Genomic DNA, 26,087 nt, shown 5'->3' with positions numbered 1-26,087 from the left:
CGAGTCGACCGCGCTGACGGTATGCGGATGCCCACCCTACTCCAAGATCGCGTCCGTGTCCGTCACGGTGATCAGCGGAGTGAACAAGCGCATGGCATTCAACGCCAGTTCCTGGTTTTCGGGGGTGCTTCCGTCGCAGGCGTCCGCCGGCACGCGTACGGCCACGCCACTGTCGGCGGCGGCCAGAACGGTGGTGAGCACGCAGCAGTCCGTGGCCACGCCGCATACCACGATCCTCTTCGCACCTCGGATCGCCTCGGCGAGTTCCGTGCCCCATTTGCAGAACGTGTCACGGTTGACCACGGGATGGCCCTCGGCCAGAATCGCGGTCTCGTCGGTGAAGTCGTACATCGGGTCATCATTGGCCACCAGGAACTGCGGCCAGTCCTTGAAATACTCCACCCAGGCATCCTGCGGCGGCTCGGGCGGCACATAGCGCGTGTAGGCCACACGCTCGCCGAATGCCTTCGCCAATCGTCCGAATGATTCGTCGGTGTCGTAGTAGGTTCCGTCGGCGCAGGCCCAAGTGGACCACTCACTTTCGGCGAATACTTTCTGGCGGTCGATTACGACCAGCCATTCGTCTTCGGAAATCATCATTGCTCCTTTCCGTAAAACCCGCATCATTCGGTGGCCGGCAGATCGGCCTCCTGCCCGGCGATGTCCGCACGCTGGAACACGAGTGCGCCGATCAGACCGACAAGCAGAGCCACGATCACGCCGAGGTTGGCGGATGCCCAGCCGCCCTCCTTGCCGCCTATCAGACCAAGCAGATATCCCTGCCAGGTAAGCCAGCTGGCCGCGGTGTTGACCACGAGTCCCCAACCAAGCACGGTGCCTGCGGCAAGAATCACGAACGACTTGATGTTCCACTTGCCGTACCGTCCGTTCGGATCGTACAGGTCGGCAGTACTGTAATCCTTCCTGCGTATGATCACGTCGGCCACGAACATGCCGGCCCATACGGCCATCGGCACGCCGAGCGTGGTCAGGAATCCTTGGAACGGGCCGATGAATGTGTCGGAGAAGAAGGTCACATAGACCACGCCGAGCACGGTGAGGGCCGCGGTAAGAGCGGCCGCGACGGTACGGGGAAGCTTCACGCCGAAGCTCAGCAGGGCCAGCCCGTTGGAATAGTTGTCCATAATGGCGCCGGACATGAGGCCGAGCACCGCCACGACGGTATATGGAATGAGATACCAGGTCGGCAGGATCGACGCGATTGCGCCGATCGGATCGTTGCCGACGTTTTCAGCGAGATCGGCGTCGGACGCGGCCAGCATCAGTCCGTAGAAAATGAGGAGCACGTTGGCGATCGATGCACCGAAGGTGGTCCAGAACACGATGCCGCCGTTGGATGACCTACGCGGCAGATACCGTGAATAGTCGGCCGCGATGTTCACCCAGCCCAGACCGAAACCCGTCATCACGAAGAAGCAGCATCCCAGCATGGCCGGCAGGCTTCCGGACGGAATCCGGTTTATGGCGGAGAAGGCGATATGCCCCCAACCAAGAATGAAGAAGCCGACGGTGATCACGCCGGTCACGATGGTGATGACCTGCTGGCAGCGCATGATCAGGTCGTAGCCGAAGATGCCCGCGATGACGACCAGGCCGACTACGACGATGGTGGAGATGATTTTCGGTGCGGCGCCCGAGCCCCAACCGAGTTTTTCGATGGTGGACGACATGGCAAGCACCGCGGTGGTGGTCAGGGAGATCTCCCATCCCAGTGTGGCGATCCAGCTCAACGCCGCTGGAACCTTGGCGCCCTCGACACCGAAGGTGGCACGGGTGAGCACCATGGTCGGCGCGTTGCCACGCTTGCCTGCGATCGAGATGATGCCGACAAGCAGGAACGAGGCGACCACACCGATGACGGTCATGGCCGTTGCCTGCCAGAACGAGATGCCGAACCCCAAGGCCCAAGCGCCATACGACATGGCGAACATCGAGATGTTCGCCGCAAACCATGGCCAGAACAGACTGGCCGGCGTACCTTTGCGTTCGTCTTCGGAAATGGTGTCGATGCCCTGCTCCTCAACGGTGAGGGCGCCTTTCTCCTTGCTCATATAAGTCCTCCTTGCTTCATTGCACTGATTGAGTGCACGGCCGCCTCCTAGGTCTCAAACCCCTTGCGCGCGGTACGGCACATCATAACCCGACTTATAGTCAGTAAGACTAAAACTGCTCATGCCGAGAGCAGCCGCTCAACCTCCCTTCGGGTGGGACAGGTGGCCGGCCCACGTCGCGTCACTGCGATGGCCGCCGCCGCATTGGCGAATCGAATCGCCTTCTTCAGATCCACTCCCCCCGCATAATTCGGCGCATAGCACACCCGCATGGCAGTCGCCCGCACCATTGGTGTCGACCGCATGGACCGGGAACCCGGCAATCAACTCCGCTTCCCCTCCCGGTCCCGCAAGCCACGCGCCCTCCTTGCCGACACGTATGACCAGCGACGATCCCAATGCGTCGGCCATCTTCATAGCCAACCCACGGAAACCGTCCTCATGGGCGGACAGTCCGAGCTGCTCTGCGACAAGCAGCGCCTCCCGCTCGTTGCACGACCAGATCGGATGGTATTCCACCAGCGTCCGGAAGGTCCCGTCATCGACCTGCCCGATTATGGGAGAGGGGTCGAACAACGCCGTGAAACGGCGATGTTCCGCGGTTCTGGCCAGAAAATCCAGTAATCCCGCACCAGTTCGGTGAGCCAAGGTGTAGCCGCTGACATGCACTACATCGCCGCTATCCGGTCGAACATCGGCGAAGGCGTCCACGTCTCCGAACGCTTCGGCGCCCCGCGTCGAGATGAAGGTGCGTTCGGCGCCCTCATCGGTCAGCGCCACGCAGAAGGCGGAATCACGTTCGGTATCGCATCTGCCGACATGCCGTATGCCGTCCGTTTCGAGCGCCTGCCGAATCATGCTCGCCCATGGGCCGGTGCCAAGAATGCCGGCATGCTCCGCGATGACCCCCATCCGCCGCACCGCATGCAATGTGTTGAAGCTCGCGCCGACACTGGTGACGACGTCATCCGCGAACACATCGCAGCCCGCCGTCGGCACCCGAGCAACTTTCATGGTCAGATCGACTATTACCTGCCCAAGCGAGATGACTTTGCCGCCGCCCCGACATTTCATGGTCGCTCCCATCATTGACGCAACGCGCACAGTCGCCTTACGGTCCGTTCCAGATCAAGCCGATTGTCGTCCTTCAACCGGCGTAGCACCTGGCCGGCGATCGCACCGTCGAAACCGCCGGGGCCATGCCACGCACCCAGCATCGCGCCCGCAATGGCCGCGATGGTATCGGTGTCGCCGCCAAGGGAAGCCGCGAAACACAATGCCTTCGTCGGCTCATCGAAGAATCGGCCGGCGATGGCGAATGCCGCCGCCACGGATTCGTTGGCCTCCACGCTGGTGCCGCAGTCACGTTGCAGAATGGTGGCGAATTCGTCATCCGACGTGATGCCGTTCTCGCGTTCGCCCCGATTCATGAACAGCTGCACACGCGCCGCCACCGACGCCTTGGCCGACCAGTTGCCGCGAGGCGGCATGCCTTTCACGAAGTCAAGCGCCCTGTGCAGGAAATCCCGCTCCCCCTCAATGGCATAGCTCACCGCCGCCGCCACCAACGTGGTGGACTCGATGCCTTGCACCGTATTGTGGGTCACTACGCAGGAGCGCCAAGCGGCATCGGCCAGGGCCCTCCCCGGCCGGAACGCGATGCCGACGGGCGTGACGCGCATCGCACCGCCGTTCGTGGTGCCGAACCGGCCGGTTTCCTCCGGATCGACGCCGTTCGTCAGGGCCTGCAGCGCGGCCTTGGTGGATGGCCCCAGCAGATCCAATGATCCCCTGGCCTTCATCCCCGCCTCCCACCGCAGCAGATCCTTGGCATACGCGTCATTGTCGAGCCGACCTTCATCCTCGACCAATCGCTCAGCCAACACAAATGCCTGTTCCGTATCGTCCGTCACCGCACCGGCCTTCATATTCGGCGCGATCGGCTGTTCCGGAACCGCATCATGCAACGTTGCGATCGGCCCGCCGTAGTATTCCACGATCTGCGCCGGCGACATGCTCTGAGTCGGCATGCCGAGCGCATCCCCCCACAGCAAGGCCGACCATCGCACCCCTTGCATGGTTCAGCAGTCGCTCATCCACCATCATTGCTCCTCCCATGGCGTCATGCGGTACAACATGCCGTAAATACAAGAATAACCGCATATGTTCAACCAATTCACCGCTTTTATCGAAATTATGTCGTCCAGAGAGCGAAAATACAGGATAATATAACGCAGACTCGTACAAAGCCATACGTACACACGGCAGCGCGGTCGCCAGGCCAACGAAAAGGGCCCATCGAGGAATTCCCGATGGGCCCAAAGGCGGACAGAGCGAGATTCGAACTCGCGGGAGGTTGCCCTCCAACGGTTTTCAAGACCGTCTCTTTAGACCGCTCAGACATCTGTCCTTCGTGCCGTTCGCACGAGACGCCAATATAGCACAGCGTTCGGAATTTCGGAACGCATCACGCACACGACGGCGGCCCAATGAGACGGCGATCGCCGTCATCCCGGCCCGGAACGACGTTCGACACGGCGGCCCCGGAATCAGGCCTCCCACTTGGTAGGCTCGATGACCTCCCTACCGCCCATGTAGGCGCGCATGGCCTGCGGGATGACGATGGAGCCGTCCTTCTGCTGATGGTTCTCGAGAATGGCGACCAGCCAGCGGGTGGTGGCCAGGGTGCCGTTCAGCGTGGAGACGGCACGGGTGTTGCCATCCTCCATGCGCTCGCGGATATTCAGGCGGCGGGCCTGATACTCGGTGCAGTTGGAGGTGGAGGTGAGTTCACGGTAGCGGCCCTGGGTAGGCACCCAGGCCTCGCAGTCGAACTTACGGGCCGCGGAGGAGCCCAGATCGCCGGCTGCGGTGTCGATGATGCGGTACGGCACCTCCACCTTGCCGAGCATCTCCTGCTCCATGGCCAGCAGATGCTCATGCTCCTTGTAGGAGTCCTCCTGCTTGGTGTAGACGAACATTTCGACCTTGTCGAACTGGTGCACGCGGATGATGCCGGAGGTGTCCTTGCCCGCGGCACCGGCCTCGCGTCGGTAGCAGGAGCTCCAGCCGCAGTAGCGCAGCGGCCCGTCGGACAGGTCGAGGATCTCGTTCTCATGCATGCCGGCGAGCGCCACTTCGGAGGTACCGACCAGATACTGCTCGTCAGGCTCGCGAAGACGGTAGATCTCGTCGGCGTGGGAGTTGAGGAAGCCGGTGCCGCGCATCACTTCCGGGCGCACCAGCGTCGGGGTGATGGCCAGGGTGAAGCCATGCTCCTCGGCCTGATCGACGGCCATGGTCAGCATGGCGATCTGCATGCGGGCCACCTGGCCTCGCAGGAAGTAGAAACGGGAGCCGCCGACCTTCACGCCGCGCTCCATATCGATGCCGGCAACGCCGCGGCCGAGGGTCAGATGATCCTTCGGCTCGAAGCCCTCAGCCGCGAAGTCACGGATCTGGCCGACCTTCCTGACGACCACGTAGTCGTCTTCACCGCCTTCCGGAGCCTCCGGCTCGACAATGTTGGACAGCTTCCACATGGCGGTCGTATACTCTTCGGCCGCGGCGTCGGCGGCCGCCTTGTATTCGGAGACCTTCTGGGACAGCTCCTTGGTCGCGGCGATCAGGCTGGCCTTCTCGTCGGCCGGGGCCGCGGCGACCTTCTTGCCGATTTCCTTCTGCTGCGCGCGGGCAGCCTCGAATTCCTTCAGGGAGGAGCGACGGACCTCGTCGGAGCGCAGCACCTCGTCGACAAGTTCGACCGATTCGCCACGCTTACGCTGGGATTCCCTGACAACGTCGGCATGTTCACGAATGAATTGGATATCAAGCATGCCTTTAAGACTAGTGCCGCAAGCCGACAGTGAACGTAAGACACCCTTTTTCCTGCGCAACGTGCAGTTTTCGTCGATTTTGTCGCGTCGAATTCACATTTTCGGCCCATCTTCGGCGACAATGGAAGACATGCCTATGCCCGTCATCATCTCGTCGCTCATCGTCATCGGTGTGGCCGCAGTGTGCGCCGCCGCCTTCTTCGGCGTGCGTGCGTACAGGCACCGCAAGCTGGCCCGCCAGCTCGATCAGCGTAGCGACGACCAAGTGCACTACGTATTCGTCATCAACCCCTCGAAGCCGCAGGCCGATCAGCGCAAGCAGCATATCAAGGAATTCTGCGAGTCGAAGGGCCTTACACAGGTGGATTTCATCGACACGCAGCTCGACAAGGACGGCCGCGTCTGCGCGCTTGAGGCCTTGGAGCATGGCGCCGATGTGGTGGTGGCCGTCGGAGGCGACGGCACGGTACGCACGGTGGCGAGCGCGTTGTCCGGCACCGGCCATGCGCTGGGCATCGTGCCGATCGGCACCGGCAATCTGTTCGCCCGCAATATGGGCATTCCCGTGGATGACATCGACGCGGCCCTGACCGTGGCCACCTCGCATGGCTCCCGCCAGGTCGACGTGGGCCGTCTCACCCTGCTCGACGACGAAACAGCCGATCATGGCCATGCATTCCTGATCATCGCCGGCATCGGCTTCGACGCCCTGATGATCGACGATACCGATCCGGAACTCAAGAAGAACATCAGCTGGCTGGCGTATTTCGTGTCCGGCGTCAAGAACCTGTTCGCGCCGAAATACCATGGCGATGTGACCATCACCAGCGAGGACGGCAGCACGCATACCACGCACGGCCTGTCATTCCGCACGTTCATGGCCGGCAATTGCGGCCAGATCCCCATGTTTTCGCTGATGCCGGACGCCATCTACGACGATGGCATCCTCGACTACGAAATCATCGACACCTCGGGCGGCATTCTGGGCTGGGCCAACCTGTTCGGCGATGTACTGCACCAGACGATCACCGGCAAGGCGCAGCAGAGCCCGCTGTCCACGAATTCCACGGTGGACCAGGTTCAGGGCGTAAGCGCCGAGATCATACTGGAAAAGCCCGCTTTGGCGCAGGTTGACGGCGATATGCTTCCCGAGACGAAACACATCCGTTTCAGCGTGGAGCGTCAGGCGTTGTGCGTGCGTGTGCCGGAGGTCTCCAGTTCAGATGACGATTCCTTGGCGGCATCGGCCGTGACACGGGAGATGTGAAGCGCAAGATAGGCGATTTCCGCTTCCGTCAGCGTCGCGCTCAGCCGCATGTCGACCACGATGGCGAGCTTTCGTGCGCAGGCGGTCGCCTGCGGATATGACGTCATGATGGTCTCGACGATCGGCCGTGGCTCGTCGTTGAGCTGCTGATGCTGGTGGATGCGGACGAACAGATAGCGCAGATGCGTGATGAAACGTCCCACGTTGACGCTGTGCTGGTCAAGTGTCACATCGTAGGTGTTTTCGATGACCGACAGCATCTGCTGGATCACGCCGGTCATGGTGTAGGTGTTCGACAGGTCGCCGGTGGAGAAGCCGGCGTTGACCAGGTGCAGGGCGAGCGCCACGGCCTCGCCCTTCGGCAGCACCCCGCCCAGATAGTCATTCATGGCGTCGACCAACGCCTCGCCCTTGGCGTATTCGCCCGCATACAGCGAGCGCACCTCCGCCTCAAGCGGATATTCGATGGTCTGGCCCCGCTGCGACCGCTGAATCGCGCCACAGATATGGTCGGCCAACGCCATGACCAGTGTGGGCTGGGCCTCGATCTGCTCGGCGAGTCCGGTACGGGACATGGCATCGGTGGCCAGGCGGATGATCTCCGGCGGGATCCCGGCCAGCAGTTCGGCCATATGGTCGGGATCCCGGCCGTCCGCGGGAACGAATCGGCGGACGATCTTCGCGTCATCGACATGCTGTCCCGGCTTGGCCTGGAAGCCTATGCCGCGACCGGTGAGAATCACCTCACGGTCGCCGTCCTTGGCCAGCACGACATTGTTGTTGAATACACGAAGAACGTCCACATCGACCCTTTCCTACAGTGATCGCAAGGTCAGCGCTGGATGTCGATCACGACGTCGCCGGCTTCGACGTCGACGCCGGTCCTCGGCGTGACGGAGGCGAACGCCACGGTGTTGAGCACCGTCATCAGCGTGGTGGTGCTGTATCCAGCCTCCTTAACCTTATCAAAATCAACGGTGACGAGCAGGTCGCCGGCATGCACGCGCTGGTTCGCCTTGACGGCCACCGCAAAGCCTTCGCCGTTCATCTTCACGGTGTCGATGCCGACGTGAACGAGCACTTCGACACCGTCATCGGTCTTGATGCCAAAGGCGTGGCCGGTTTCGGCAACGGTCTGCAGCACGCCCGAAACCGGGGCCACCACGGTGCTGGCGGTCGGCTGGATACCGACGCCCTCACCAAGTGCGCGGGAAGCGAACACCGGGTCTCCGGTTTCGTCCAGAGAGATGACATGGCCTGCGACCGGCGCGTTGACCGTGTCGGTGGCGGCCTGTGCGATCGCCGCGGCGGCTCCGTCGGAGCCCGCTTCGGCGTCGGCGGTCGCCTCGGCCACCTTGACGGCCGCCGGAACGCCCTTCGGTGCGGTTGCGGCCGGGGCGGACTCGGCCTTGGATTCCGCGGCGACGCGGGCCAGCACTTCGGCCTTCTGTTCCGGAGTGCGGTAATCGAGGGTGACGATCAGGATGAAGGAGGTCAGGAACGCGACGGCGATGGAGACCGCATACACCCACATCTGGTTGAAGACCGGGATGGTCAGCAGGGAGGTGAAGGCGAACGCGGTGGTGGTCACGCCATGCACGACCTGGCCGGAGGCGGTGACGGACGGGAAGAGCCAGCCGAGCACTGCGATCACGACACCGCCGAGGCCGCAGCCGATCAGCATGCGCTTGTAGACCAGCTTGTAACGCAGATGGATGCCGTACAGGGACGGCTCGGAAACGCCGCCGAGTAGACCTGCCGCCAGAGCGCCGAGGGAGGTCTGGCGCATTTCCTTGTCCTTGTCGCGGATGGACAGGAACAGCACGCCGGCGGTGGCGCCGAAGCAGGCGAAGTTCCACACGCCCATCGGGCCTTGGATGAAGTCGTAGCCGAGGGTCTGAATGTTCATGAGCATCAGGGCGTTGAGCGGCCAATGCAGTCCAAGCGGCACCAGGAACGGGTACAGCAGCGGGATCAGGATGGCGAAGACGAACGGCGCATAGCTGTTGAGCCATGCCAGGCCGATACCCAGGCCATTGCCGACCCATACGCCGATCGGGCCGATGATGAAGGCGGTGAGCACGCCCACGATGATCATGGAGAAGAACGGCACGAACACGAGCTGCACGCTGTCCGGGATGATCTTCTTCAATCCGTGGTACACGAGGGCGAGCACCGCGGCCATGAGCAACGGCACGAACACGTTGCCGCTGTAGTCGCTCAGCTGCATCGGCAGACCGAAGATGTTGGCGGTGCAGGAGGTGGTGCCGAGGGCCGTGTTCTCCACGCACGTGGTGGAGGTGAAGGTCTTGGTGTTCATCAGACTCATGAACTGCGGGGTCATGAGCATCGCCATAATGGAACCGCCCAGCCACGGGTCGACCTTGAGCTTCTTGGAGGCGTTGTAGGCGACCATGATCGGCAGGAAGTAGAATACGCCCTTCCAGATGGCCTTGACGAACACCCAGCCCGCGGAGGCCTCATCATTCGGAATCACGCCAAGGGAGATCAGCAGGTTCACCAGCGCGATGATGATGGAGGCGCCAAGCAGCACGCCCAGAATCGGGCGGAAGGAGTCGGACAGGTATTCGAAGAAGGAGTCGAGCCACGCCACCTTGCCGCGCGCCTTGGAGCGGGCCGCCGCCTTCACCTCGGCATTGCTCATCGTCTTGCCGCCGTCGCCGGAGGCATCGCCGGAAGCCGCGGCGCCGCCCATGTTGGCCATTTCGGGCAGGTGCATGATGTCTTCGTACACGGTGGCCACGGCACCGCCGATCACCACCTGGAAGCGGTCGCCGCTCTGCGGAACCGCGCCCAGCACGCCTTTCATATGCTCGAGGGCGTTCTGGTCGACCTTGCCTGCGTCGACCAGTTCGAAACGCAGTCGCGTGGCGCAATGCGTCAGGCTGCGGATGTTCTCAGGACCACCGATGGCGGCGATGATCTGCGATGCGAGTGAGTCAGCCATCCTGATCTCTTTCCTTTCCTTCCTAGATACAACCGTCCCGGCTCATGCAACGCTGCCTGAAGACAACAAAAAAAGACCCGAGGTACGGCAAAGCACGTCACACCTCAGGTCTTGCGTCTTTATGTTGACTAGCAACCCTGCATTAGTCGAATCGATAAGCACGATACACCATTCCCCCATCGCACGCAAATCATCCCACAGCGAAGCCTGCACCACGAACCCTTTCGGAATAATCCGCCGAACACAATATGGCGGTTACGCGCACATCGTCCCGAAGCGTGGCAGAATGGGGATATGGTTGCAAAAAATGCGGGAATGCCCGCCACCCCAGAAGATCTGATCAACGTCGACGAGGTCATCGGCAAGTACTATGACGTCGTCCCCGATCCCAACGTTCCGGAACAGCGTGTCTCCTTCGGCACCTCCGGCCACCGCGGTTCGTCCCTGAAGACCTCGTTCAACGAGGCCCATATCGTCGCCATCACCCAGGCCATCGCCGAATACCGCAAGAAGGCCGGTGTCACCGGCCCGCTGTACATCGGCCGCGACACCCACGCCCTGTCCGAACCGGCCTGGAAGACCGCCATCGAAGTGCTCGTCGCCAATGGCGTGACCGTACGCATCGATTCACGTGATGACTTCACCCCGACCCCGGTCGTGTCCCAGGCCATCCTGACCCACAACCGTGCCGCCGACGGCACCCAGCGCTTCACTGGCGAAGGCCTGGCCGACGGCATCGTCGTGACCCCGTCCCACAACCCGCCCACCGATGGCGGCTTCAAGTATGACCCGGTCACCGGCGGCCCGGCTCCGGCCGACGTGACCAACGCCATCGCCGACCGTGCCAACGAGCTGCTCGGCGACTTCCGCAACATCAGGCGCGTACCGTTCGAGCAGGCCGTCAAATCCGACCTGGTCGAACGTTTCGACTATCGCGACCATTATGTCTCCGATCTGGAGAACGTCATCGACTTCGATGTGATCCGTTCCTCCGGCGTGCGTCTGGGCATCGATCCGCTCGGCGGCGCCTCGGTCAACTACTGGCCGCTGATGAACGAGAAGTTCAACCTGACCATCGACGTGGTGCGCCCGCAGGTCGATCCGACCTGGAGCTTCATGACCATCGACCACGACGGCAAGATCCGCATGGATCCGAGCTCACCGTATGCCATGAAGGGCCTGGTCGACTCGCTGAACAACGGTGCATGGGACAAGTACGACCTGGTCGGCGGCACCGACCCGGACGCCGACCGTCACGGCATCGTATGCCCGAATTGGGGCGTCATGAACCCGAACCACTACATCGCCGTGTGCGTGGAGTACCTGTTCGGCGGCAACCGTCCGGGTTGGCCGGAGGGTGCGGGCATCGGCAAGACCCTGGTCTCCTCCTCCCTGATCGACCGCGTGGCCGCCTCCATCAACGCCAAGCTCGTCGAGGTCCCGGTCGGCTTCAAGTGGTTTGTGGACCCGCTGTTCAAGGGCGAGGTCGCCTTCGGCGGCGAGGAAAGCTCCGGCATGTCCTTCCTGCGCAAGGACGGCCGCGTGTGGACCACCGACAAGGACGGCCTGATTCCGGACCTGCTGGCCGCGGAGATCACCGCCAAGACCGGCAAGAACCCGGCCCAGCTGCATCAGGAACAGGTCGAACGCTTCGGCGAAAGCTGGTACAAGCGCGTCGACACGCCGACCACCCTTGAGCAGAAGCTCAAGTTCGGCAAGCTCTCCGGCGACGACGTCGAGGCCACTCAGCTGGCCGGAGAGGACATCACCGCCAAGCTCACCGAAGCTCCGGGCAATCATGCCAAGATCGGCGGTCTGAAGGTCACCACCAAGAACAACTGGTTCGCCGCCCGCCCGTCCGGTACCGAAAACATCTACAAGGTGTACGCCGAGTCCTTCGAATCCCCCGAGGCACTTGACAAGGTACTCGCCGAGGCCACCGAGGTCGTCGACAAGGCACTGGCCGAGTGACCGATCGATAAATCCAAGCAGTCACAAGGATTTACACCGCAACCAAGCCCGTCGGAGAATCTCCGGCGGGCTTGTTCATGCCCGTGTCCACTGGCACGAAACACCATTATTTGGCATGAAACACACCCCGAAGACAACCCCTCATACCGCCCGAAACGGTTACGCTTGGAAGCAAGCCGCAAGATTCAGGCACATTGCCAAGGGAGGTGCATGATGCGCGTCGCGATCGTAGAGGATCATCCGGCCGAACGGCAGCTGATGAAGACCATGTGCACCGCCTATTTTCGGGAAAAGCGCGGTCTTGACATTGACTGCGCCACCTTCGCCGGCACCGACGATTTCATCGAAAGCTGGAAATCAGGCCGTTTCGATCTGGTACTGCTCGACTGTTACCTGACCGACGACGAAACCGACGAGACGACCCCGACCGGCCTCGATATCGCACGTTTCCTGCGTAAGCAACGCGACGACTGCCCCATCGTCTTCATCACCTCCAGCAGCGACTTTGCAGTGCTCGGCTACGAGGTGCAGGCGATCGGCTATCTGCTGAAACCGGTCGGCCGCGCCGATTTCGACATGACCATGGACCGCGTCTGCGAAACCCTGAGCAAACGACCCCGCGTCACGCATCTGTCGGCGGACAAGCCGACGCGCGCCACCGACGCCGCCTGGCAGGTGGCATTCGGCAATCCCGCGGTCAACATGGACCGCCGGCTCATCGCATACTGCCTGTCCAGCGCGCACTATGTGGAATTCACCTTCGCCGACGGCACCTGCAGCAAGATTCGCACGAACTTCTCCGACGTGGAGCAGCGACTCACCGTCTTCGACAACTTCTACCGCACCGCACGCGGCGTACTGGTGAACTTCGACTACGTGGCCGGCATCAGCAATGCCGAATTCGTGATGAAAGGCGGCAAGCACATCCCCATCACCAAAACCGCGGTGACCGCCACCTGCCGCAAGTATGCGGAATACACGTTCACCCGCATGAGATCGGAGCGGTGATGAATCTGATCGAGATGGTCACCTCCACAACACCTTCCGCCATGTCCTTCGCCATCGGCGAGCAGGTCAACGCGCTGATGGGCGTCATCCTATGCCTGATGGCCATGTGGGACCGCATGGAGAATCCGAAGCGCACCGGTGGCATCATCCTGGCGGTAAGCACGGTGTGGTTCATCCTATGCGGCTTCATATGCGGACTGCACCGGATCCCCACATTTTGGACGGTGATCCCGACCGCCATCGTCGCGGTGCTGGTGTTCAGCAAGGTAACGGACCTGACCGTTTCCAAGGCACTGCTCCTATGCAGCACCGCCGCCTACGTGGTGGCGATCATCTACTACCTGTCGCTGGTCATGGACGTGACCGTGCTGGGTGAGCAGTCGGTGAATCTGCGTGTCGGATGGCCGGGACTCATCAATCTGCTCGTGCTTGACATCATCGCGCCGTTGTGCCTCTGGCATCCGCTGCACGATTCCATTCCGCCCACACTCGACAGCCCCGCCATCAGCCCGTCCTTCTGGAGGCTCATCTGGCTATTCCCGTTCATCTCAACGGCGATCGTGGTATGGTGCCTGCCCGCCGACAACGATTCGATCATGAGCGATCGGGTGCGGGCGCTCGCCTTCACCATCGCCATCACCTACTCCTGCTTCATGACGTTGGCCTACCTGCTGATCTGGTATATGATCAGGCAATCCGATCGGCTGCTCGAAGCGGCCAGACGGGAGCATTACGAGGCAATGCAGACCATACAGCTGCAGCATATGAATGGACGCATCCGTGAGGCGCGGCAGATCAGGCATAACACGCGTCACCATATTCAGACCCTGCAGACGCTCGCCTCGGCCAACGACATGGACGGCATCCGCGACTATCTTGAGCAGATGGCCAATCACCGACTGCTCTCCCCCGAGCATCCCATGCAGTACTGCGAGCACGCCTCGTTGAACGCGGTGCTGGTCTATTATTGCGATTGGGCCCGGCAACAAGGCGCCGATGTCGATGTCAAGGCCGCCGTGCCACCATATATCAGCATCAACAATGCGGAATTGTGCTCACTGGTCGGCAATCTTCTGGAGAACGCCGTCGAGGCGATCATGGCGCAACACAGCGGCGACAAAAAGCTGCGCGCGCGCATCCGGTATAATGACGGGCCCCCGGCCTCACTGTTCATCGTCGTCGACAACTCGTACGATTCCTCGGTCACACAGGTCGACGGCAATTTCGCCTCCAGCAAGCATGGCGGCAACGGCTTGGGCACCATGACGGTGAAGGAGACGGCCGAACGGCACGGCGGCACGGCATCGTTCGACTACGATGGCAAGACGTTCAAGACGTCGGTCATGCTGTGCCTTGACGAGACCTGAGCGGGCACGAGTCGCGCGGCCTCCGTAGGGTAGAGGCATGACGATTACGGTTTCCACTGACGGCTCCGCGCTGGGCAATCCGAATGGCCCGATGGGTTGGGGCTGGGCCGATCACGACCTGAACGCAGGCGGCACTCCCGGCCATGAGCATACCGGCGACTGCGATGCCGGCGGCGCCACGAACGGCACCAACCAGATCGGCGAACTGTGCGCCGTGTTGGAGGCGTTGCGCGCGCATCCGGGTTCCGAACCGCTGGTGATCGAAACGGATTCGCAGTATGCCATCAACTGCTCCACCAAATGGGTGCATGGATGGAAGAGGAACGGATGGAAGAACTCACAGAAGAAGCCGGTGAAGAACGCGGCGCTGATCAAGGCGATCGATGCTGAGCTTTCCAAGCGTCCGGGCTCGGTGAAGTTCGTATGGGTCAAGGGCCATGCCGGCAACGCCGGCAACGAGAAGGTCGACGAACTGGCACGCACCTATGCCGACGATTGCCGTTCGAAGGTGCGTGAGGGATATCTGCCATTGGAGGGTTGGCAGTCGTTGCTCGCCTCCGAGTATTCACAGGGCACCGATGTTCCGGAAGACGCCAGGATGCTGCTCGATGGCGCGATCAGCACGGCGGAGTATCACCTCGGCCGCGGTGAGAGCGGTACGACGCCTCTCTCCGGCGAATCCACGAAGTCGATCGCCGATATGCTGGTCGAGCCGGAAGGCTACCCGGCACCGGAACCGGTCGAGGAGCCCACCGAAGCGCTGGTGGCCGAGGAGCCGACGCGGCCGATCGAGACCGAGACGGCGGCCGAAGCTCCCCGCAAGTCGCTTGCCGAGCTGCTGGTCAGGCCGGACCATTTCCCCAAAGAGGACGATGGCACCCCCGTTACGGAGGATGATGGCATCGAGACGACGGTTCTGCAGCGCAATGCCGAGAGCGCCACGACAAGCATGCCGCAGTCGCGGGATACGGACGATTCGCAGGCCCCGGTCGTTTCGAATCTGCCGAAACCGCCGCATCGACCAAGCCCGTCGGGACTTGCGGTGTCGGGTACGATACGGTTCACTCCCCCACCGGAATCCAGCCCGACCTTCGATGGCAAACCGCGCCTGATCCGTGGCTATATCGCCGTGGAGGGCTATGTGACGGGCGATGGCACGCTGGTGCTGGACGACGCCCCATTCTCGGTGAAGCATGCCTGATCCAGTGTGAAACATCGCGTGAAAATATTTTTGCCATCGTTCATGCGCCGTCCGCGACGCCCATGACATGGCATTAGCCGCCAAAAATCGGCATATCCGATAGTATGGGAACCGGTCTTAATCCCATATCGAAGGAGCATTATGGACAAGGCACAGCAGGATGCACTGAAGAAGGCGGCCGGCATCGAGGCTGCCAAGCTGATTCGCAGCGGCATGATCGCAGGTCTGGGCACCGGCTCGACCGTGCGTTTCCTGGTCGACGAGCTCGGTCGCCGCGTCAAGGAGGAAGGTCTCGAATTCACGGGCGTCACCACCTCCCGCCGCACCCAGGAACAGGCCGAAGGCTACGGCATCAAGATCGTCGACATCGATGACGTCGACCATATCGACGTGACCATCGACGGCGCCGACGAGGTCGACAAGAACTTCAACGGCATCAAGGGCGGCGGCGCCGCCCTGCTGTGGGAGAAGATCGTGGCCACCAACTCCAACAAGATCGTGTGGATCGTCGACGAATCCAAGGTCGTCGACACCATCGGCAAGTTCCCGCTGCCGGTCGAGGTGATTCCGTTCGGCGCAGGCCAGGTCATCAAGAAGTTCGAATCCCGCGGGTACAAGCCGGTGCTGCGTCTCGATGCCGAAGGCCAGCCGGTGCGCACCGATGAGAACAACTACGTGGTCGACCTGCATCTCGAGCGCATCGATCACCCGGAGGATCTGGCCGAAGATCTCATCACCACCGTCGGCGTGGTGGAGCATGGCCTGTTCCTGCACATGGTCGACCAGGTCATCGTCGGCGATCCGAACGGCCCGCGCGTCATGACCAACTCCAACAAGTGAGTCTTCGAACGGCAAAGATCATGCGCTCCAATGCCGGACAGCCGTAAAAACGGCGGGGTGCAGAGGTGGGAACCTCGCGTTTCCAAAGGGGACGGCGTGACCTCGGTCACGCCGTCCCCTTTTTTCATCGGCCCCTCCGGTGGGATGTGATCCAGCCTGCGCCTACCCGATCAGAAATAAAACAGTTCCTCGAATTTCCTATCCAACGCAACGCAGAGAATCAACGCCAACCTTGCCGTCGGATTGAACTGCCCGGTTTCAATGGAACTGATCGTCTGGCGGGACACACCCACCAACTTCGCCAGCGCCTCCTGAGACAGACCCTTTTGCATCCGGGCATCCCGCAGGCGATTTTTCAAGATCAATCGTTCGTCCACGATCCCATCCCCGCAATCACATTTCAGACGTCCCATTAGGGCAACGTATTCATCACATAGGACGCCAGCGTAGCCACGGTGCCTATCGCACAGATGATCCCGGTTACCAGCGCGGCCTTTTCCTTTCTCGCCGCGTAGCGACCGAGGGCCTCGCAGGAAAGATACCCTAGCAGAAACACGGTCGGCAGAACGCTGGCAATCCCGACCGCCAGATCGTACAGGACGACGATGGCGTACAGGGACAGAAATCCGAGAACGCCCCATTTTCGCCCGTTGTCTTGTGCATTCTCCACTCCCTCGTCATGGAGCGGATTTTCTTTTCGGCTTAATTCCAGAATCTCTTTCTTGTCCATAAGCGTCCTTCATCCCGCTATCGTGATCGATACCAATTTGCCAAGTTTTCTTGACAATCTCAGTATGGCACTGACAAGTATACTTGTCAACATCGTTCCTGATTCCGGAACGCGGAGAAACCCAAAATCAATGATTTAGAAACAGGCCCCGCAGCGATCAGGCCTGAATGCCGCACATACACCCATCGTTTTTTCATGACGGGCAAAAAAATAACGGGTACCGGCTTTCACACCGAATACCCGTTATTCTGCTATCAATCCCGCCGGACGGCCGCCCATCTCACGATTTTTCAGTCCAAATCCGTTCCATGAGCATCCACCCCGAAAAGAGTCGCGGGATTTTGTTTTGCGAACGCTTCGCACGCGCCTGAAGACTACTTGCGCTGGTGGCGAGTCTTGCGAAGCAGTTTACGATGCTTCTTCTTGCTCATACGCTTGCGGCGCTTCTTGATGACCGAGCCCATCTCAGCCTCCGTTCCTTGGTCAAAGGGTAAAAGTTTGCAACTTGCCCAATACTACACTGCTTCGGGGACGAATGCGCACCAACGCACCCGCATGCTGGAATCAGGCCGGAACATCTACAGCGGGAACTGCTGGTAGAAACGCTGCACCGACTCCTTGGAACCCGTCGCATGGAACACCACGGTGTCGTTCTGCCATAGTGCCACGGCCTTGTTCTCGTCATCCGGATCGGACTTGAAGGAATAGCTGCCGGTCTGCTCGCCGCTGACCTTCACGTTGCCACTGCCCAGTTCCTTGCCGGTCATGGCGCTGGCAAGGGCGTCATATTGCGTTTTGGCGGCATCCTGTTGCGTCCACTGCGCCACGATAAGCGTGACGTCCTTGGCCGTGTCGCCGGTCGAATAGGTCACCGTGTATTCCTCGACCGGGGAGGCACTGCTCCAGGCGTTGCTGGCGTCGGCCTTGGTGCGGGCGAAATTCAGCACCGTATCCGGCATGGCCTTGAGCAGTTCGCTCGAACCGTCCGGAAGCGCCACCGCGTCGATGGTCGGCTTGGAGTTCGGCTCGGCATTCTGCGAGGCGGACTGCGAGGACGTCGCCGTATCGTTCTTGTTCAACGCCCAACCCGGCCAGACGAACGCGGAGACCAGAGCGAGCACCACGACCACGGCGGCGGCCACGACGGCGGCGATCAGCTTGCCGTGGGAGGAAGAGGTTTGCGTATTAGACATAGGTCCAATTCTTTCACAGCCATAAGACGCTCGATGTCCTAAAACCACCGTAATGTCAACGTTATGGTGAAGACCTCCGTGCAGTTTTTGTGCTCAGAATGTGGCTGGAGCGGACCGAAGTGGTACGGCCGCTGCCCGGAATGCGGCCAATGGGGCACCATCGAGGAGTTTCATGAGGCACGGCCTTCCGCCGCGTCCCGCACCGCCGCCCCCGGACGCACGTCGCGCACGCAATCGGGCGCAGTACCCTCTTCCGCCGCCAGGCCGATCACCGAAATCGGCACGGAAAACATTTCCAGAATCCCCACCGGTTTTTCGGAATTCGACCGTGTGCTGGGCTCCGGCATCGTTCCCGGATCGGTAACGCTGGTCGCGGGCGAACCCGGTATCGGCAAATCGACGCTGCTGCTGGAGACGGCAGGCAACGTGGCGCGTAAGGTCGCCGGCCATCGGGACCGCAACGTGGTCCTGTACGTTTCCGGCGAGGAATCACAGGCGCAGGTGCGCATGCGCGCCTCCCGCATCGATGCGGTCGAACCGAACCTGCTATTGGCGGCCACCACCGATCTGGCCACGGTATTGGGACTGATCGAACAGGTCAGGCCGGCACTGGCGATCGTGGATTCCGCGCAGACCATCGTTTCGCAGGACGTCGACGGCATCTCCGGCGGATCCACCCAGGTGCGCGAAGTGGCGAGCGCACTGATCGACACCGCAAAAACGCTTGATGTTCCGGTACTGCTGGTCGGTCATGTCACCAAAGACGGCTCGATCGCCGGACCGCGTACGCTGGAGCATCTGGTTGACGTGGTGTGCCAGTTCGAAGGCGATGCACAGACGGCGTTGCGCATGCTGCGAGCCGTGAAGAACCGTTTCGGCCCGACCGACGAGGTCGGTTGCTTCGATATGAGCGGCGAGGGCATCGAAGAGGTGACCGATCCTTCCGGACTGTTCCTTTCCTCGGATGGTTCCGCTCCGGTGGAGGGTACCTGCGTGACGTTCACGCTGGACGGCCACAGGAGTCTTCCGATCGAGGTGCAGTCACTGGTCACGAAATCCGTGCTGCCGACGCCCCGACGTGCAGCGAACGGCGTGGATTCCAACCGTATCGCCATGCTGGTGGCCGTACTGTACCGGCATGGCGGCGTCAACCTGCTGGCGAACGATCTGTACATCTCCACCATCGCGGGCGGCCTCGCCAAGGAGCCGGGCTGTGATCTGGCCATCGTGTCGGCGTTGGCGAGCGCGGCGAAATCCAAGCCGGTCGCACGCACGACCTGTGCGATCGGCGAAATCTCGCTGACCGGCCAGGTTCGCCCCGTTCCGCGCCTGGAATACCGTTTGCGCGAGGCGGCCCGGCTGGGTTTCACCACCGCCGTGGTGCCGACGCTGCGCAAGCGCGTCACCGTTCCCGGACTCACCGTCATCCAGGCCGACACGCTTAAGGATGCGCTCGGTGCCATACTCAAGTAGATGCGCCTGCGTATGGGCGCTCACGATGCTAAGGAGCAACACCTTATGGAGCAGTTCCGTTTCAGCACATGGGCTGAGGGATATTCGCAGAGGACCAACCGCTCGCTGGCCGGTACGCGGCTCTATATCGGTCATGATGGCGGGGATTCATACGGTATCGGCCAACCCGACCTTGCGCAGGCGCAGGATTGGGGCATGGTCCCCTCCTGCGATTCCGCCGAGATTCAGACGGGGCGTGCCATCGATGCGACCATGCCGCTCGGCGACGTGGTCGACGCACGCAGACTGACCGGTGCCGAGGCGATGCGATTCGCGCAGGAACACATGCCCGTACTTGACACCTTGATGCGTCAGATGCGCGATGACGTCGATTTCACCGGTATCCGCATCGCGGTCTGTCTGATCCTTGAACCGAAAACCGCCGTGCTGTTGCGCCAACTGAAGGCCGCCGGCGCCGTCGTGGGCGCCTACTGCGGCTCCGAGGCCAACGACGAGCGCGTGGCGGCGCAGCTGCGCGCGGAGGGCATCCCGGTCGCCTACGATCCTGATTGGACTCCGGCCCAGGCGCATCAGGGCGCGCTTGACCTGCTGGATGAGATCCAGCCGAACATCATCATCGATGATGGTGCGAGTTTCGCCCGTCTGGCCGCGATGGAACGGCCGGAACTCATGGAGCGCATCATCGGCGTGGCCGAGGAGACGACCAGCGGCATCCGCGCATTCCAGGCCATGCAGGACGCCGGCGCGCTCACCTTCCCCGTCATCGCCGTCAACGACAGCATGTTGAAAACCGGTTTCGACAACGCCCACGGCACCGGCGAGACCTGCGTCACCACGCTGCAGCGCATCCTCGGCTCCGACTTCTTCGGCGGCAGGAACGTGAGCGTGATCGGCTACGGTCCGGTCGGGCGGGGCTTCGCGCACCGCGTGCGTGCGCTCGGCGCGAACGTCACCATATGCGATACCGACCCCGTGATCGCCCTGCAGGCGGTATTCGACGGATTCCGCGCCCACGACATCGATCAGGCGATCGGCGAATCGGACGCCATCATTTCCGCGACCGGCGTGCGCCATACCATCACCCTGCGGCATATGCGGCGAATGAAGCCGAATGCCGTGCTGTCGGTAATCGGCGGCATCGCCAACGAGATCGCATTGGATCAGATCGACGGATTCCATGCCGAGAACAAACGCGAGATCCGCGATCTGGCCGTTCCGGACGGCCCGGTGATCCGTCTGGTTTCGGAGGGCGACGGCGTCAACTACACCGTCGGCGGCGGCAATCCGATCGAAATCATGGATCTGAGCTTCGCGGTGCAGGCGTCGGCCGTGGCCTATTTGCTCAGGAATCGTGGCACGTTGCGACCCGGCCTGCAACGGCTCGGGCGCGACGTCGACCGTCATATCGCCGACATCGCGTTGCGCACACGGGGCTACCGGGCAAGCCACGCCACAGCCGACAACGAGTATGATTGGACGCTCACCCGTTTCGCGGAGAATGAAAAGGAGTAACGGTATGCCCCTCGACAATCCGCTGCATCTGGCGGCGCATCCACAGCCGCTCGACTCGGTGACCGTCTACAGTTCGCCGATGATCATTCCCGTCACCGGGCCTGTGATAGTGAACGGTGCCGTGGCCGTGGCTGGCAGCCGCGTGGTGCATGTGGGCACCCGTCAATGGGTGTTCGACGAGCTGAAACACGACATGGCCGCCGACGGCCGCATCGTCGAACATCATTGGAACGGCCTCATCACACCGGGCCTGATCAACGCGCACACCCATCTGCAGTACACCGACATGGCCGAGGTCGGCCGTGGCGCCTATGACCGTTTCCGTGCGTGGGAGATCGGCTTCAACACGGTGTATGCCGAACTGCAGCGAACGCGCCCGTGGAAGGACTCCGCCTATCGTGGCGCGCGCATGATGGTCGAATCCGGCACCACGGCGGCGGCCGACATCGTGACCGATCCCGAGGCTGTGGGGGCCCTCGCCTCGCAGGGCATGCATGGCATCGCCTACTGGGAGGTCATGGGCTGGCACAACGGCGATTGGAAGTCCGAGGGCATTCCGGAGCTCATCGACAACCTCGGGCACATGCATCAGGAAGGACTGCCCGGCATCGGCATCAGCCCGCACGCGCCATACACCTTGGAATCCGGGCCGTTCGTGGACCTGCCCGACATCGCCCGCCAACTGGACATGCGCCTGCACATCCATCTGGCCGAAACGCCGATGGAGGCCGGCGAACGTGACACCACGCTCACCACGTATTCGTCGGCCGACTGGCGTGACAGCCACTGGACCAGCTACAGGCAGCTCAAGGCCGCCGGCAAAGGTGCCTCCGCCATCCAATTCGTCGACCAGCTGGGCTCGCTCGGTCCTGACGTGCATATCGCGCATGGCGTGTGGGCCGATGCGGAAGATCGACGCATCCTGCGTCAGCGCGGCGTCGGCGTGGCGTTATGCCCGCGTTCGAACCGCATCACCGTGACCGGCAGGGATGCCCCGATCCGCGAATATCTGGAGGAAGGCAACCTGCTGGCCATCGGCACGGATTCGCTGTCGAGCTCGCCGAGTCTGGACGTACTCGACGATGCCGCCATGATCTATGATCTGGCGCGGGAACAGGGCTATACGCGTGACGATCTGACCCACCGCATCATTCGCATGATCACCATCGGCGGCGCCGAGGAGATGAGTATGCATGTGGGGGCCGGCCGTATCGGACAGATCAACGCCGGGGCCACGGCCGACCTGGCGTTCTTTGACGTTCCCGTCGGCATCGATTCGCCGCACGCCATCGAACGGACCCTGGAGGATTTCGTTCGTCACGGGGCCGGCACCAACCGCGCGACCATCATCTCCGGCAATGTCGTATACGACGACGGTGCGCTCGATATACGGCAAGGGAGGTAGATCCCCGGACGCCACCCCATGCGGAAGCGTCAGGCACCAGCGATCACAGGCAATATCATCAGGGAAAACGGAAAGGAGCGGCCATGAACGTCGCGCTGGAGAACATGAGCGAATACGCGCGATCGGCGGTGTCCCGACTTGGTCTCGAGGCGCATCCGGAAGGAGGCTGGTATGTACGGGACTGGCAATCGCCCCGTACTGACGATGCCAGCGCACGTCCGTTGGCATCGCTGATCTACTTCCTGCTGCCGCAAGGCGATGCCAGCGCCTGGCATAAGGTCGACGCCGACGAGATCTGGCTGTGGCACGGCCCCGCCCCGGTAACGCTCCAGCTGGGCGGCGACGGCGACGAGCCCGCAACGGATGACCGGCTCGAAACCATCGTATTGGGTTCCGGTGTGGCCCCCGACCAGCATGATGGCATGGTTTGCGGTCATGCGGTGGTGCCGGCGGGCGTTTGGCAACGCACCGTGCCCGGTCCCGGCGACGCGCTGGTCTCATGCGTGGTGAGTCCGGGCTTCGTATTCGAAGGCTTCACCCTCGAATAGTCCGTTATCGAATACTGTGATAGCAACCAACGCATTTCGGAAATCCGGATACGCTATAGTGTGGGCACATTGTCATATCCCATCATCAGAAGAATCGTTCATAAGGAAGAAAGATACAAGGAAAAAATATAAGAGGAGAAGAGAAGAACATGACATTTTCCTACAAACATCTCATGCGCGCGGCGGCTGCGATCGTTTCCGCCGCCGCACTGGCCCTGTCCGCGGCATGCGGCTCGGGCAACGGTTCCGGTTCTGCCTCCGCAAGTTCCGACAGCTCCGACATCACCCAACAGACGGTACAGCCGGGCAAGCTGACCATTGCCACCGGCGACCCGGCCTATGAACCGTGGGTCATGAACGACAAGCCGGAATCCGGCGAAGGCTATGAGGCTGCCGTGGCCTACGCCGTGGCCGAGAAGATGGGCTTCAAGAAGTCCGACGTGGTATGGACCCGCACCACCTTCGACACCGCCATCGCACCGGGAGCCAAGGATTGGGACATGAACATCCAGCAGTTCGGCGTCACCCAGGAACGCAAGAAGGCCGTGGACTTCACCAGCAGCTACTACAACGACTCGCAGGCCATCATCGTCAAGAAGAACGGCAAATACGCCGACGCCAAGAGCCTGAACGACCTGAAGGACGCCACCATCGGCGCGATGGTGGGTACCGAAGGCTACAAGTACGCCAAGAAGATCAAGAGCGATGTGCAGACCTTCAACGATGACGCGGCCGTGGCCCAGGCGCTTGATGCCAACCAGATCGACGCCCTGGTGACCAGCACCGTGGAATGCGTGTACATGGTGCAGTCCGAACAGGTCAAGGATGCCGAAGTCGTCGGCCGTGTCGCCGGTTCCACCGACCCGAACGGCATGGGCATCGTGCTGCCGAAGGATTCCAAGCTCACCTCCGCCGCTTCCAAGGCCGTGGACGAACTGCAGTCCGATGGCACCCTGCAGAAGCTGCAGGACAAGTGGCTGGCCGAATATACCACCGATCTGGCGGAACTCAAGTAAGCCCCACCATCGCGAGGATCCCGTTCATGAGCATTTCGGAGAAGCGCCCGAATGACCCTGCCGGCCACCAGACCAGCGAGGTCGAGCTTGCCCGGCGCGCATACCGCAAACGACAGCAGCTGAAATCCGTCGTCACCAGCCTGATCAGCACCATCGTGCTGGCGGCCATCATCGTGGTCGGTCTGGAGATGTCCCCCGGCTGGCCACGGGTCAAGGAGACGTTCTTCTCCCCCGAATACTTCGCCGCATCGTTCCCCGAAGTGCTGGCCGGCCTGTGGCTGAACGTCAAGGTACTGGTCGTGGCCCTGATCGGCGTGGCCGTCTTCGCCACACTGATCGCTCTGGTGCGCACCAGCAACAATCCGGTGCTGTTCCCGTTGCGGGCGCTTGCCGCGCTGTATACGACGATCATGCGCGGCGTGCCGATGATCGTCGTGCTGTACCTCATCGGATTCGGCATTCCGGGATTGGGCATCTTCGGACGCATCGATCCGTCGATTCTGGGCACCATCGCCGTGATCATGGGGTATTCCGCATACGTGGCCGAAGTGCTGCGCGCCGGTTTCAACGACGTGCACCCGTCACAACGCGCATCGGCACGTTCCCTGGGCCTGACCGCCGGGCAGACGACGCGCATGATCGTGATTCCCCAGGCGTTGCGCAAGGTGGCTCCCGCACTGATGAACGACTTCATCTCCATGCAGAAGGATGTCGGTCTGATCTCCGTGCTGGGTGCCGTCGATGCGGTGCGCGCCGCACAGATCGAGGTGGCCAGCACCTACAATTTCACCCCGTATGTGGTGGCGAGCCTGCTGTTCATTCTGATGAGCGTGCCGTTCATTCTGCTCAACGACTGGTATACGGCGCGTCTGCGTAAGCGCGAATTGAGCGGAGGAACGGTATGAGCGATTCCAACACCCCGGTGCTGCGTCTTGACGGCATCCGTAAATCCTTCAACGGCAATGATGTGCTCAGGGGCATCTCATTCGACGTCAACCAGCATGAGGTCGTGGCTCTGCTCGGCCCTTCCGGTTCCGGCAAATCGACGCTCATGAAATGCGTGAATCTGCTGGAACGTGTCGATGATGGCCGGATCTGGCTGGCGGACACCGACATCACCGATCCGCGCGTGCGCCAGGATGAGATTCGTTCGCGCATCGGCGTGGTGTTCCAACAGTTCAACCTGTTCCCCCACATGTCGGTGATGAAGAACGTCACCTTGGCTGCGACCAAGGTCCATCATTGGAGCAAAGGCAAGGCCGAGGCTCGTGCGTTGGAACTGCTTGACCGCATCGGCATGCGCGCCAAGGCGGGTGCCTATCCCGATCAGCTTTCCGGTGGCCAGCAGCAGCGTGTGGCCATCGTCCGTGCGTTGATGACGAATCCCGAGCTGCTGCTGCTCGATGAGATCACATCGGCGCTTGACCCGATGCTGGTCGGCGAAGTGCTTGACATGGTGGCCGAGCTCAAGGAGCAGGGCACCACGATTCTCATGGCCACGCACGAGATGGGTTTCGCACACAACGCGGCCGACCGCATCGTGTTGCTACGCCATGGCGTCATCGCCGAAAACGGCACGCCGCAGCAGGTCATGGACGAATCCCAGGACCCCGAAACCCGGGAATTCTTCTCGCACTTCCGGAACTGACGGCATGTGCGGGGCATCCGAAAACGCCGAGG

Annotated in this window: 23 protein-coding genes, 1 tRNA gene and 1 pseudogene; 13 read left to right on the top strand and 12 right to left on the bottom strand. The window is 61.8% G+C overall.

All coding sequences use genetic code 11. The annotated features are described in order from the left end of the window. Positions 1 to 36 precede the first annotated feature (36 nt). The 6 genes and pseudogenes from BMOU_RS08820 to serS form a co-directional block, all read right to left on the bottom strand. Positions 37 to 597: a cysteine hydrolase family protein gene (locus BMOU_RS08820; RefSeq protein ID WP_034876796.1), complete on the bottom strand. Its 561-nt coding sequence runs from the start codon at positions 595 to 597 to the stop codon at positions 37 to 39. A gap of 26 nt (positions 598 to 623) precedes the next feature. Then, positions 624 to 2,072 carry a purine-cytosine permease family protein gene (locus BMOU_RS08815; RefSeq protein WP_034876795.1) on the bottom strand — a complete coding sequence of 483 codons (1,449 nt, stop codon included), beginning with the start codon at positions 2,070 to 2,072 and terminating at the stop codon, positions 624 to 626. A gap of 138 nt (positions 2,073 to 2,210) precedes the next feature. Further along, complete coding sequence (locus BMOU_RS08810; RefSeq protein ID WP_326928908.1) at positions 2,211 to 3,146, bottom strand: PfkB family carbohydrate kinase; 936 nt, start codon at positions 3,144 to 3,146, stop codon at positions 2,211 to 2,213. A gap of 11 nt (positions 3,147 to 3,157) precedes the next feature. Further along, a pseudogene (locus BMOU_RS08805) lies at positions 3,158 to 4,178 on the bottom strand (ADP-ribosylglycohydrolase family protein). Between the two features lie 219 nt (positions 4,179 to 4,397). Continuing rightward, positions 4,398 to 4,482: transfer RNA gene (locus BMOU_RS08800), tRNA-Ser, on the bottom strand. A gap of 139 nt (positions 4,483 to 4,621) precedes the next feature. Continuing rightward, positions 4,622 to 5,908 carry a serine--tRNA ligase gene (gene serS / locus BMOU_RS08795; RefSeq protein WP_034876794.1) on the bottom strand — a complete coding sequence of 429 codons (1,287 nt, stop codon included), beginning with the start codon at positions 5,906 to 5,908 and terminating at the stop codon, positions 4,622 to 4,624. 130 nt (positions 5,909 to 6,038) lie between these two features. Between serS and BMOU_RS08790 the strand changes: the two genes are divergently transcribed. Then, complete coding sequence (locus tag BMOU_RS08790) at positions 6,039 to 7,175, top strand: diacylglycerol/lipid kinase family protein (RefSeq protein ID WP_171001985.1); 1,137 nt, start codon at positions 6,039 to 6,041, stop codon at positions 7,173 to 7,175. Here the strand turns inward: BMOU_RS08790 and BMOU_RS08785 are convergent. Both BMOU_RS08785 and BMOU_RS08780 read right to left on the bottom strand, forming a co-directional pair. Then, positions 7,091 to 7,978: a PRD domain-containing protein gene (locus tag BMOU_RS08785; RefSeq protein ID WP_034876791.1), complete on the bottom strand. Its 888-nt coding sequence runs from the start codon at positions 7,976 to 7,978 to the stop codon at positions 7,091 to 7,093. The two genes, BMOU_RS08790 and BMOU_RS08785, sit on opposite strands and share 85 nt — an antisense overlap. A 29-nt stretch (positions 7,979 to 8,007) precedes the next feature. Next, positions 8,008 to 10,143 (bottom strand): glucose PTS transporter subunit IIA, encoded by a 2,136-nt coding sequence (locus tag BMOU_RS08780; protein WP_034876790.1) that lies wholly within the window; start codon positions 10,141 to 10,143, stop codon positions 8,008 to 8,010. 294 nt (positions 10,144 to 10,437) lie between these two features. Here BMOU_RS08780 and pgm point away from each other — a divergent pair, with 294 nt between their 5' ends. From pgm to rpiA, 5 genes are all read left to right on the top strand, one after another. Further along, the gene (gene pgm / locus BMOU_RS08775; protein ID WP_034876789.1) at positions 10,438 to 12,114 is read left to right on the top strand and encodes a phosphoglucomutase (alpha-D-glucose-1,6-bisphosphate-dependent); all 1,677 of its coding nucleotides are present in this window, start codon (positions 10,438 to 10,440) and stop codon (positions 12,112 to 12,114) included. Between the two features lie 210 nt (positions 12,115 to 12,324). Further along, the gene (locus BMOU_RS08770) at positions 12,325 to 13,122 is read left to right on the top strand and encodes a LytR/AlgR family response regulator transcription factor (RefSeq protein ID WP_034876786.1); all 798 of its coding nucleotides are present in this window, start codon (positions 12,325 to 12,327) and stop codon (positions 13,120 to 13,122) included. Next, positions 13,122 to 14,489, top strand: coding sequence for a sensor histidine kinase (locus tag BMOU_RS08765; RefSeq protein WP_034876784.1), 1,368 nt, complete (start codon positions 13,122 to 13,124; stop codon positions 14,487 to 14,489). Before BMOU_RS08770 ends, BMOU_RS08765 begins: the two co-directional genes overlap by 1 nt. A 37-nt stretch (positions 14,490 to 14,526) precedes the next feature. After that, entirely contained in the window at positions 14,527 to 15,690 is a 1,164-nt protein-coding gene (locus BMOU_RS08760) for a ribonuclease H family protein (protein ID WP_034876782.1), read from the top strand. 141 nt (positions 15,691 to 15,831) lie between these two features. Further along, positions 15,832 to 16,530, top strand: coding sequence for a ribose-5-phosphate isomerase RpiA (gene rpiA / locus BMOU_RS08755; protein WP_034876780.1), 699 nt, complete (start codon positions 15,832 to 15,834; stop codon positions 16,528 to 16,530). 170 nt (positions 16,531 to 16,700) lie between these two features. Here rpiA and BMOU_RS08750 read toward each other — a convergent pair whose 3' ends face one another. The 4 genes from BMOU_RS08750 to BMOU_RS08740 all read right to left on the bottom strand — a co-directional run bounded on the left by BMOU_RS08750 (position 16,701) and on the right by BMOU_RS08740 (position 18,453). Then, on the bottom strand, positions 16,701 to 16,943 hold the full coding sequence (locus tag BMOU_RS08750; protein ID WP_235143757.1) for a helix-turn-helix transcriptional regulator: 243 nt from the start codon (positions 16,941 to 16,943) through the stop codon (positions 16,701 to 16,703). Continuing rightward, complete coding sequence (locus BMOU_RS08745; RefSeq protein ID WP_034876778.1) at positions 16,943 to 17,260, bottom strand: DUF6442 family protein; 318 nt, start codon at positions 17,258 to 17,260, stop codon at positions 16,943 to 16,945. The genes BMOU_RS08750 and BMOU_RS08745 overlap by 1 nt, the downstream gene beginning before the upstream one ends. A 374-nt stretch (positions 17,261 to 17,634) precedes the next feature. After that, positions 17,635 to 17,724 carry a 30S ribosomal protein bS22 gene (locus BMOU_RS11060; protein ID WP_004268639.1) on the bottom strand — a complete coding sequence of 30 codons (90 nt, stop codon included), beginning with the start codon at positions 17,722 to 17,724 and terminating at the stop codon, positions 17,635 to 17,637. Between the two features lie 114 nt (positions 17,725 to 17,838). Further along, positions 17,839 to 18,453, bottom strand: a complete 615-nt coding sequence (locus tag BMOU_RS08740) for a hypothetical protein (RefSeq protein ID WP_034876775.1) — start codon at positions 18,451 to 18,453, stop codon at positions 17,839 to 17,841. Positions 18,454 to 18,516: 63 nt separating this feature from the next. Between BMOU_RS08740 and radA the strand changes: the two genes are divergently transcribed. From radA to BMOU_RS08705, 7 genes are all read left to right on the top strand, one after another. Then, positions 18,517 to 19,926: a DNA repair protein RadA gene (radA, locus tag BMOU_RS08735; protein ID WP_034876773.1), complete on the top strand. Its 1,410-nt coding sequence runs from the start codon at positions 18,517 to 18,519 to the stop codon at positions 19,924 to 19,926. A gap of 45 nt (positions 19,927 to 19,971) precedes the next feature. Beyond that, positions 19,972 to 21,438: an adenosylhomocysteinase gene (locus BMOU_RS08730; protein ID WP_034876771.1), complete on the top strand. Its 1,467-nt coding sequence runs from the start codon at positions 19,972 to 19,974 to the stop codon at positions 21,436 to 21,438. A 4-nt stretch (positions 21,439 to 21,442) separates the two neighbouring features. Continuing rightward, positions 21,443 to 22,843: an amidohydrolase family protein gene (locus BMOU_RS08725; protein ID WP_034876769.1), complete on the top strand. Its 1,401-nt coding sequence runs from the start codon at positions 21,443 to 21,445 to the stop codon at positions 22,841 to 22,843. Positions 22,844 to 22,926: 83 nt separating this feature from the next. Further along, complete coding sequence (locus tag BMOU_RS08720) at positions 22,927 to 23,391, top strand: cupin domain-containing protein (RefSeq protein WP_034876767.1); 465 nt, start codon at positions 22,927 to 22,929, stop codon at positions 23,389 to 23,391. Positions 23,392 to 23,540: 149 nt separating this feature from the next. Next, positions 23,541 to 24,407: an ABC transporter substrate-binding protein gene (locus BMOU_RS08715; RefSeq protein ID WP_034876765.1), complete on the top strand. Its 867-nt coding sequence runs from the start codon at positions 23,541 to 23,543 to the stop codon at positions 24,405 to 24,407. A gap of 26 nt (positions 24,408 to 24,433) precedes the next feature. Next, complete coding sequence (locus tag BMOU_RS08710; RefSeq protein WP_034876763.1) at positions 24,434 to 25,312, top strand: amino acid ABC transporter permease; 879 nt, start codon at positions 24,434 to 24,436, stop codon at positions 25,310 to 25,312. Then, complete coding sequence (locus BMOU_RS08705) at positions 25,309 to 26,055, top strand: amino acid ABC transporter ATP-binding protein (RefSeq protein WP_034876761.1); 747 nt, start codon at positions 25,309 to 25,311, stop codon at positions 26,053 to 26,055. The genes BMOU_RS08710 and BMOU_RS08705 overlap by 4 nt, the downstream gene beginning before the upstream one ends. Positions 26,056 to 26,087: the final 32 nt, after the last annotated feature.

Source organism: Bifidobacterium moukalabense DSM 27321 (assembly GCF_000522505.1).
Classification (GTDB): domain Bacteria; phylum Actinomycetota; class Actinomycetes; order Actinomycetales; family Bifidobacteriaceae; genus Bifidobacterium; species Bifidobacterium moukalabense.
This window is presented reverse-complemented; position numbering and strand designations above follow the sequence as displayed.

Coding starts and splice junctions, on each gene's coding strand:
- BMOU_RS08770 (WP_034876786.1), top strand. CDS start 12,325: ATGATGCGCGTCGCGATCGTAGAGGATCATCCGGCCGAACGGCAGCTG.
- BMOU_RS08740 (WP_034876775.1), bottom strand. CDS start 18,453: ATGTCTAATACGCAAACCTCTTCCTCCCACGGCAAGCTGATCGCCGCC.
- BMOU_RS08760 (WP_034876782.1), top strand. CDS start 14,527: ATGACGATTACGGTTTCCACTGACGGCTCCGCGCTGGGCAATCCGAAT.
- BMOU_RS08710 (WP_034876763.1), top strand. CDS start 24,434: ATGAGCATTTCGGAGAAGCGCCCGAATGACCCTGCCGGCCACCAGACC.
- BMOU_RS08730 (WP_034876771.1), top strand. CDS start 19,972: ATGGAGCAGTTCCGTTTCAGCACATGGGCTGAGGGATATTCGCAGAGG.
- BMOU_RS08715 (WP_034876765.1), top strand. CDS start 23,541: ATGACATTTTCCTACAAACATCTCATGCGCGCGGCGGCTGCGATCGTT.
- BMOU_RS08720 (WP_034876767.1), top strand. CDS start 22,927: ATGAACGTCGCGCTGGAGAACATGAGCGAATACGCGCGATCGGCGGTG.
- serS (WP_034876794.1), bottom strand. CDS start 5,908: ATGCTTGATATCCAATTCATTCGTGAACATGCCGACGTTGTCAGGGAA.
- BMOU_RS08790 (WP_171001985.1), top strand. CDS start 6,039: ATGCCTATGCCCGTCATCATCTCGTCGCTCATCGTCATCGGTGTGGCC.
- BMOU_RS08820 (WP_034876796.1), bottom strand. CDS start 597: ATGATTTCCGAAGACGAATGGCTGGTCGTAATCGACCGCCAGAAAGTA.
- BMOU_RS08745 (WP_034876778.1), bottom strand. CDS start 17,260: ATGGACAAGAAAGAGATTCTGGAATTAAGCCGAAAAGAAAATCCGCTC.
- BMOU_RS08810 (WP_326928908.1), bottom strand. CDS start 3,146: ATGAAATGTCGGGGCGGCGGCAAAGTCATCTCGCTTGGGCAGGTAATA.
- BMOU_RS11060 (WP_004268639.1), bottom strand. CDS start 17,724: ATGGGCTCGGTCATCAAGAAGCGCCGCAAGCGTATGAGCAAGAAGAAG.
- BMOU_RS08705 (WP_034876761.1), top strand. CDS start 25,309: ATGAGCGATTCCAACACCCCGGTGCTGCGTCTTGACGGCATCCGTAAA.
- rpiA (WP_034876780.1), top strand. CDS start 15,832: ATGGACAAGGCACAGCAGGATGCACTGAAGAAGGCGGCCGGCATCGAG.
- BMOU_RS08765 (WP_034876784.1), top strand. CDS start 13,122: ATGAATCTGATCGAGATGGTCACCTCCACAACACCTTCCGCCATGTCC.
- BMOU_RS08750 (WP_235143757.1), bottom strand. CDS start 16,943: ATGGGACGTCTGAAATGTGATTGCGGGGATGGGATCGTGGACGAACGA.
- BMOU_RS08815 (WP_034876795.1), bottom strand. CDS start 2,072: ATGAGCAAGGAGAAAGGCGCCCTCACCGTTGAGGAGCAGGGCATCGAC.
- BMOU_RS08725 (WP_034876769.1), top strand. CDS start 21,443: ATGCCCCTCGACAATCCGCTGCATCTGGCGGCGCATCCACAGCCGCTC.
- radA (WP_034876773.1), top strand. CDS start 18,517: ATGGTGAAGACCTCCGTGCAGTTTTTGTGCTCAGAATGTGGCTGGAGC.
- pgm (WP_034876789.1), top strand. CDS start 10,438: ATGGTTGCAAAAAATGCGGGAATGCCCGCCACCCCAGAAGATCTGATC.
- BMOU_RS08780 (WP_034876790.1), bottom strand. CDS start 10,143: ATGGCTGACTCACTCGCATCGCAGATCATCGCCGCCATCGGTGGTCCT.